Origin of the sequence: Methanoculleus sp. UBA413, from assembly GCF_002502935.1 — an archaeon.
Taxonomy (GTDB): Archaea; Halobacteriota; Methanomicrobia; order Methanomicrobiales; family Methanoculleaceae; genus Methanoculleus; species Methanoculleus bourgensis.
The window spans coordinates 1-5,744 of the sequence record NZ_DAQR01000098.1 but is presented as its reverse complement, the minus strand read 5'-3'; the positions used below and the strand labels follow the sequence as shown (position 1 = coordinate 5,744).

Annotated in this window: 3 protein-coding genes and 1 pseudogene; 1 reads left to right on the top strand and 3 read right to left on the bottom strand. The window is 64.3% G+C overall.

Annotated features, from left to right (window positions below; translation table 11 throughout):
* From BP858_RS08105 to BP858_RS08095, 3 genes and pseudogenes are all read right to left on the bottom strand, one after another.
* A pseudogene (locus BP858_RS08105) lies at positions 1-255 on the bottom strand (hypothetical protein); the annotation flags it as partial.
* A gap of 95 nt (positions 256-350) precedes the next feature.
* Positions 351-2,351 (bottom strand): copper-translocating P-type ATPase, encoded by a 2,001-nt coding sequence (locus tag BP858_RS08100; RefSeq protein ID WP_286879257.1) that lies wholly within the window; start codon positions 2,349-2,351, stop codon positions 351-353.
* 1 nt (position 2,352) lies between these two features.
* Entirely contained in the window at positions 2,353-2,718 is a 366-nt protein-coding gene (locus BP858_RS08095) for an SHOCT domain-containing protein (RefSeq protein WP_014867954.1), read from the bottom strand.
* Between the two features lie 450 nt (positions 2,719-3,168).
* Here BP858_RS08095 and BP858_RS08090 point away from each other — a divergent pair, with 450 nt between their 5' ends.
* A complete protein-coding gene (locus BP858_RS08090) occupies positions 3,169-5,493 on the top strand; it encodes a PAS domain S-box protein (RefSeq protein WP_286879256.1) in 2,325 nt (774 codons plus the stop codon).
* Positions 5,494-5,744 lie beyond the last annotated feature (251 nt).

Here is a 5,744-nt window from a genome sequence, read left to right as displayed (position 1 = left end):
GATTGTGCCGTTGTGGTCATCGTGCAGCGCGATCTCCGGTGTCGTCGTCGCCGGGCCCCAGTTGATGGTGGCTGAGAGGTTCAGTGCGTCGGCGATGTCTGTGTCGTTGTAGGTGGCGAGGATTGTGACCTGCTCTCCGGCGAGTGCGGTGCAGTCGCCCCCGGCATCGACGACGAGGGCGGCCTGCACGGCAGGAACCGCCACGGCGAGGACGATCAGGAGGGAAACGATTCTGATTGGTGTACTGCGTCTCATGGTGAACTCATCTCCGGTAGAGACTGGATAGGATGTCCTATTTGATTGCATTGAGCTGGCTGGTTCAATCAATCACCCCTGGGGTGCAGGGGAGCCTATACCCGGAGCATCCGTGCGTTGACAGCGACGATCACAGTGCTTGCGCTCATCAGCACCGCCCCGGCGGCCGGGGTGAGGACGATACCGGCACCAAAGAGCACGCCGGCGGCGAGCGGGATGGCGACGGCGTTGTAGCCGGTCGCCCAGAGGAGGTTCTGGAACATCTTCCGGTAGGTCTTCTTTGAGAGGTCGATGACTGCCGCTGCGTCTCTGGGGTCGTTTCGCACGAGGACAATATCGGCGCTCTCCACGGCCACATCGGTCCCCGCCCCGATAGCGACCCCGAGGTCGGCCTGCACGAGCGCCGGGGCGTCGTTGATCCCGTCGCCCACCATCGCCACCCGGTAGCGGCGCTGCACCTCCTGGATCTTTGCGGCCTTCTCATGGGGAAGAACCCCGGCGAAGAACTCATCGAGGCCCAGTTCCCCCGCCACCCACGCGGCGACGTCCTGGTTGTCGCCGGTGAGCATCATGCACCGGATACCCATCGCTTTGAGCCGCCGGACAGCCTCCCCCGACTCAGGCCTGATGATATCGGCGAGCGCGAGGGCCCCGGTGAGCCGGTCGTCCTCGAGGAGGAAGACGACGGTCTTGCCCTGCCGTTGGAGCGCCCCGACCCGTTCGTCCCCGGTCTCTATTCCCCGCTCAGCGAGGTAACCGGGGCTGACCACCCCGACCCTCCGGCCGTCGGTCTCTCCCTCGACGCCGACCCCGGGGATCGCCTGGAAGCCCTCGAGCGGGAGGAGGGAGAGGCCCCGTTCCTCCGCGCTCCGGACCACGCCCCGGGCGATCGGGTGCTCGGAGTGCGTCTCCACCGACGCCGCTCTCCTGACCACGTCCTCCTCCGCAGCGCCGCCGAAGGTGAGGATATCGGTGACCCCGAACTTCCCCAGCGTGAGGGTCCCGGTCTTGTCGAAGACGACCGCCTGGAGATCCTTTGCCCGCTCAAACGCGGTCCGGTCCCGGATCAGGAACCCTGATTGGGCAGCAAGCGCCGTCGAGACCGCGACCACGAGCGGGACGGCGAGACCGAGCGCGTGGGGGCAGGCGATGACCATCACGGTCGCGGCCCGTTCCACGGCAAACCCGGCCCCCTCCCCGAGGGTGAGCCATGCCGCAAACGTCACCGCACCGACCGAGAGGGCGATCACCACCAGGAGGAACGCAGCCCGGTTTGCGAGGTCCTGGGTCCGGGACCGGCTCTCCTGTGCTTTCCTCACGAGGTCGATCACCTGGGCGATGTAGGTCTCCGCACCCGTCTTCCTGACCTCGACGACGACCGAGCCCTCACCGTTGATCGCCCCGCCGATGACCCCGTCCCCGGGACGCTTCTCCACCGGCTTCGACTCGCCGGTGAGCATCGCCTCGTTGACGCTCGTCGCCCCCTCGACCACCACGCCGTCCACCGGCACCTTCTCCCCGGGCCGGACGAGGACCCGGTCGCCCGGGGTGAGCCGGTCCACGGGCACGTCCTCAGTTCCGCCGTCCTGGACCAGGTGCGCCTCCGACGGCATGACCCTGACGAGTTCCTCAAGCGCCCTCGAGGCCCCGAGGACCGAGCGCATCTCCACCCAGTGCCCGAGGAGCATGATGTCGATTAAGGTGGCAAGTTCCCAGAAGAACCCCTCCCCGCCGACGACGCCGAGAACGACCGCCGAACTGTAGACGTAGGCGACGGTGATCGCGACGGCGATGAGCGTCATCATCCCCGGCATCCTATCCCTGAGTTCGCTTACGATACCGGTAAGGAACGGCCAGCCGCCGTAGAGGTAGACGACGGTTGCGAGGGCGAGGAGGAGGTAGTCTGAGCCCGGGAAGGTGATGGTGATCCCGAGGAGCGCCTGGACCGGTGGCGAGAGGAGGAGGATCGGGACCGTGAGAATGGTCGATACGATAAACCGCCGCCGGAAGTCCTCGAGGGCGTGGTGGTGCGGGGCGCCCGGCCGGTGGGCCTCCGGCGGCTTCTCCCGGTGTTGCTCCCCGTGATCATGGCCCATGTCAGTCCCTCCGCTCCAGTTCTTTTTCACGCTTCCGGAACTCCTCTTCGCCGATCTCGCCCCGCGCGTAACGCTCCCTGAGCACGTCCATCGCCGTATCGCCGGCCGGGACCGCCTGTACTCTGCCGGGCTCCCGGAGCACCAGGTAGAGGATGAGGAAGATGAACCCGACCATGGGGAGGATGACGAGGATGAACCAGAGCGGGCCGTTCATTCCCCGTCGCTCTGCATCCCGGTAGACCAGGACGCCGATGGCGAAGAAGACGATCAGCCAGAGGAGCATCATGCCCCACCCGAAGATCAGGGACGCGGGCCACCCCTCAAACATGTGGTGGCCGTCCCAGTACGGGTGCATATATCCGTTCATGGGGGGTGGACAGGTTGCAGGGAACGTAAATCTACCGGAGGTTACTTGGGCCGGGGTTGCCCGCGCACCACCTCGAGCCCCCGTGAAACCTCATGAGGCGTGCCCTCCCCCCGGCAGTGCCTGGGGCGTGCTCTTCGGTCATCCTAACCGGATCGATTATCCTGAACAGATCAACGGTTCCTCGTTACCTCATAGGGCACCCACCGTCACGGTGGAGGCAGATCTCCGCCGCTCGATACGGTTCAGATGCCCTGCAGGAGGAAATACGTAGGTTTATAAATTACGGGAATAAGCATACTGCCCGTACCCCAAGAGATCTGCCCACGCAGCCTCCAGGGCCCCTGCGATTTCCCTGTAGCCTGGCTTGATTCATTTAAGGTGGGCCGGATGATTTTATAGGTCAAACTAAATAAAAAATCTATAAAAGTACAAGGTAGGTGGTCCCGGCCGATGCACGAATACATCCTCGCACATGGCGATATCCCCGCGCTCTCCGCCATCCTGGATGCGCTCGACGAAGGGGTGCTCATTATCGGCCCCGAGAACCGGGTAGCCTGCATCAACAGGCATCTTCAGCGCTTTCTTGATATCAACCAGGACACACCCTGCGGGGTTGATGCGGACCTTGTTATCCGCCGCGACCTGGTGCCCCGGATCTGCGAAGAATCGCGCGGAAAGGAGATCCTGGCGTTCCTCTCCGGCCGTCTTGAGACGGTTGAGTTTGTATGCACCCTGCGGTCGCCCGACGGCGAAGTAGAGCAGGCCCGTTGCTCGTGCAGGACTGTGCATGAAGGGCCGCTCCCGGGAACGCGGCTCATCCACATCTGCCCTGACCGGCGCCGATCCGGTGCTCCGGAGCGGAGGCGGATGGAGGAGATCCTGCGGGAGAGCGAGAACAGGTACCGGTTCCTCATCGAGAACCTCAACGAGGGTATCTGGATGATCGATGCGCGGGGGACCACGGTCTTTGCCAACCAGAAGATGGCTGATATCCTCGGCTACCCTGTCGCCGATATGATCGGGATGCCGGTTTCTGCGTTTGTTGCCGAAGAGGATGTCGGGGCCGTGCAGGAACGCCTGCGGCGCCGGGAGCGGGGCATGCGCGAAGTCTTTGAGTGTGAGTTTCTCCAAAAAAGCGGTGCCCGCGTCCATACGCTGGTTGCAACCGCCCCTATCATCGACGCCGACGGCACCCTCCGGGGATCTCTTGCCGGGGTCCTGGATATCACCCCCCAAAAGATTATGGAGGAGCAGCTCCGGGAGAGCGAGGAGAAGTACCGCTCGCTGGTCGAGCTCTCCGCCGAGGCGACCCTGATCTACCGTGACGGGAGGATCGCGTACGTCAACCCTGCCGGCATGAGGCTGCTCGGCGCTTCAAACCCGGCGGAAGTCATCGGGAAGGCTATCATTGAGATCTTCCGCCCGGAAGCCCGGGACCGGGTCGGGGACCTCATCTCGCAGCACCTGCAGGGGGAGGAGACCCCGCTCGTTGAACTGCCGCTCGTCAGGCTCGATGGAACGACCGTCCCGGTCGAGGGAAGGGGCACACGGACGTTTCTCGAAGGCCGGCCCGCGGTCCAGATCGTTATGCGGGATATCACCCACCGGAAGCGCGCTGAGGAGCAACTCCAGGCAAGCAACCGGCACCTCCTGCTGCTCAACAGGATCATCGGCACGTCGGCTACACACTCCACGGGAGAACTGCTGGAGACGGCGCTTGACCAGACGCTCGACCTTCTCGGCTACGACGGCGGTGCTATCTACTGCCCCGATGCCGCGCGGGGTCGGCGAACCCCCTATTGCCGGCGGAACATCCCGGATGGCTGCCTTGAGCGGGCAGAGAGTACCCTGGGTGAGTTCTGGGTCGGCCGTCCCTGCTACCTTGAGCGGGGAGGGGACCGCGATGCCGCCCTCCTCCTCCGGGAAACCGGGCTCGCGGCACTCGCCTGCATCCCGCTCGCCGCTGAGTCGGAGGTCTTTGGGGCACTCCTCATCGGGAGCAGGGACCGGGGGTCCTTCTCTCCCGGGGAACGTGCGCTCCTCGAGGCGATCGGCCGTGAGATCGGGGCCGGTCTCCTGCGGCGGATGCTCCTCCGCCGGCTTGAAGCGGCGAACCGGGAGGCGAATCTCTACCTGGACATCCTCACCCACGACATCAGGAACGCCGATAACGTCGCGAACATCTACGCCGATACCCTCATCGATGAACTCGAGGGGGAGGCGGCCCTGCACGCCAGGAAACTCAAGGACGGGATCCGGAAGAGCATTGAGATCACGACAAATGTCGCCACCATCAGGAAGATCCATGAGAGCCGGGTCGGACTTACACCCATCGACCTCCATGCCGTGATTCTTGACGAGATCACCCACTTCGCAGACCTCTGCATCCACTATGACGGGCAGCCCGTGATGATCCTCGCCGACGACCTGCTTCCCGAGGTCTTCATGAACCTGATCGGCAACGCCGTAAAACACGGTGGGCCGGGGGTCGAGGTCACGGTGGCGGTCGAGGACCGGGATGAGAGGACCGTCGTCGTCACCGTCGCCGACACGGGCCCCGGTGTCGACGATGCCATGAAGGAGGCGATCTTTTTCCGGTTCGAGCGGGAGAGCGGCAGGAGAGGGAGCCAGGGTCTTGGGCTCTCGATATGCCGGATGCTTATTGCGCGCTACGGGGGCAACATCTGGGTCGAGGACCGGGTGCCCGGGCACCCGGAGGAGGGCGCCGCGTTCCGGTTCACCCTCAGGAAGGCCGGGTGCTGCGGAAGGAGGTAGTGAGAGCATTGTATCTCATATTTCAGGCGCGACGTTCTCTCACGCGGAAGCACACGGGAGATCTCTAAATTTAAGATGACAACAAGCACTAGTGCATCGATTCTCAATTACCGGCACTCTCAACGGTGGGGAGCATCGACCTTATTTTACACACTATCCGGGGGGGGTTGCATCTCGGAGGACGGCCTTCCACCGGGTATACGCCTGGGCACTGCCCCCGCACCAGGGGCGGGGGAGGAGGCCGGAGGCCG

Excerpts from the sequence above, each read along its gene's own strand:
- BP858_RS08100 (WP_286879257.1), bottom strand. The coding sequence starts at position 2,351 with ATGGGCCATGATCACGGGGAGCAACACCGGGAGAAGCCGCCGGAGGCC.
- BP858_RS08095 (WP_014867954.1), bottom strand. The coding sequence starts at position 2,718 with ATGAACGGATATATGCACCCGTACTGGGACGGCCACCACATGTTTGAG.
- BP858_RS08090 (WP_286879256.1), top strand. The coding sequence starts at position 3,169 with ATGCACGAATACATCCTCGCACATGGCGATATCCCCGCGCTCTCCGCC.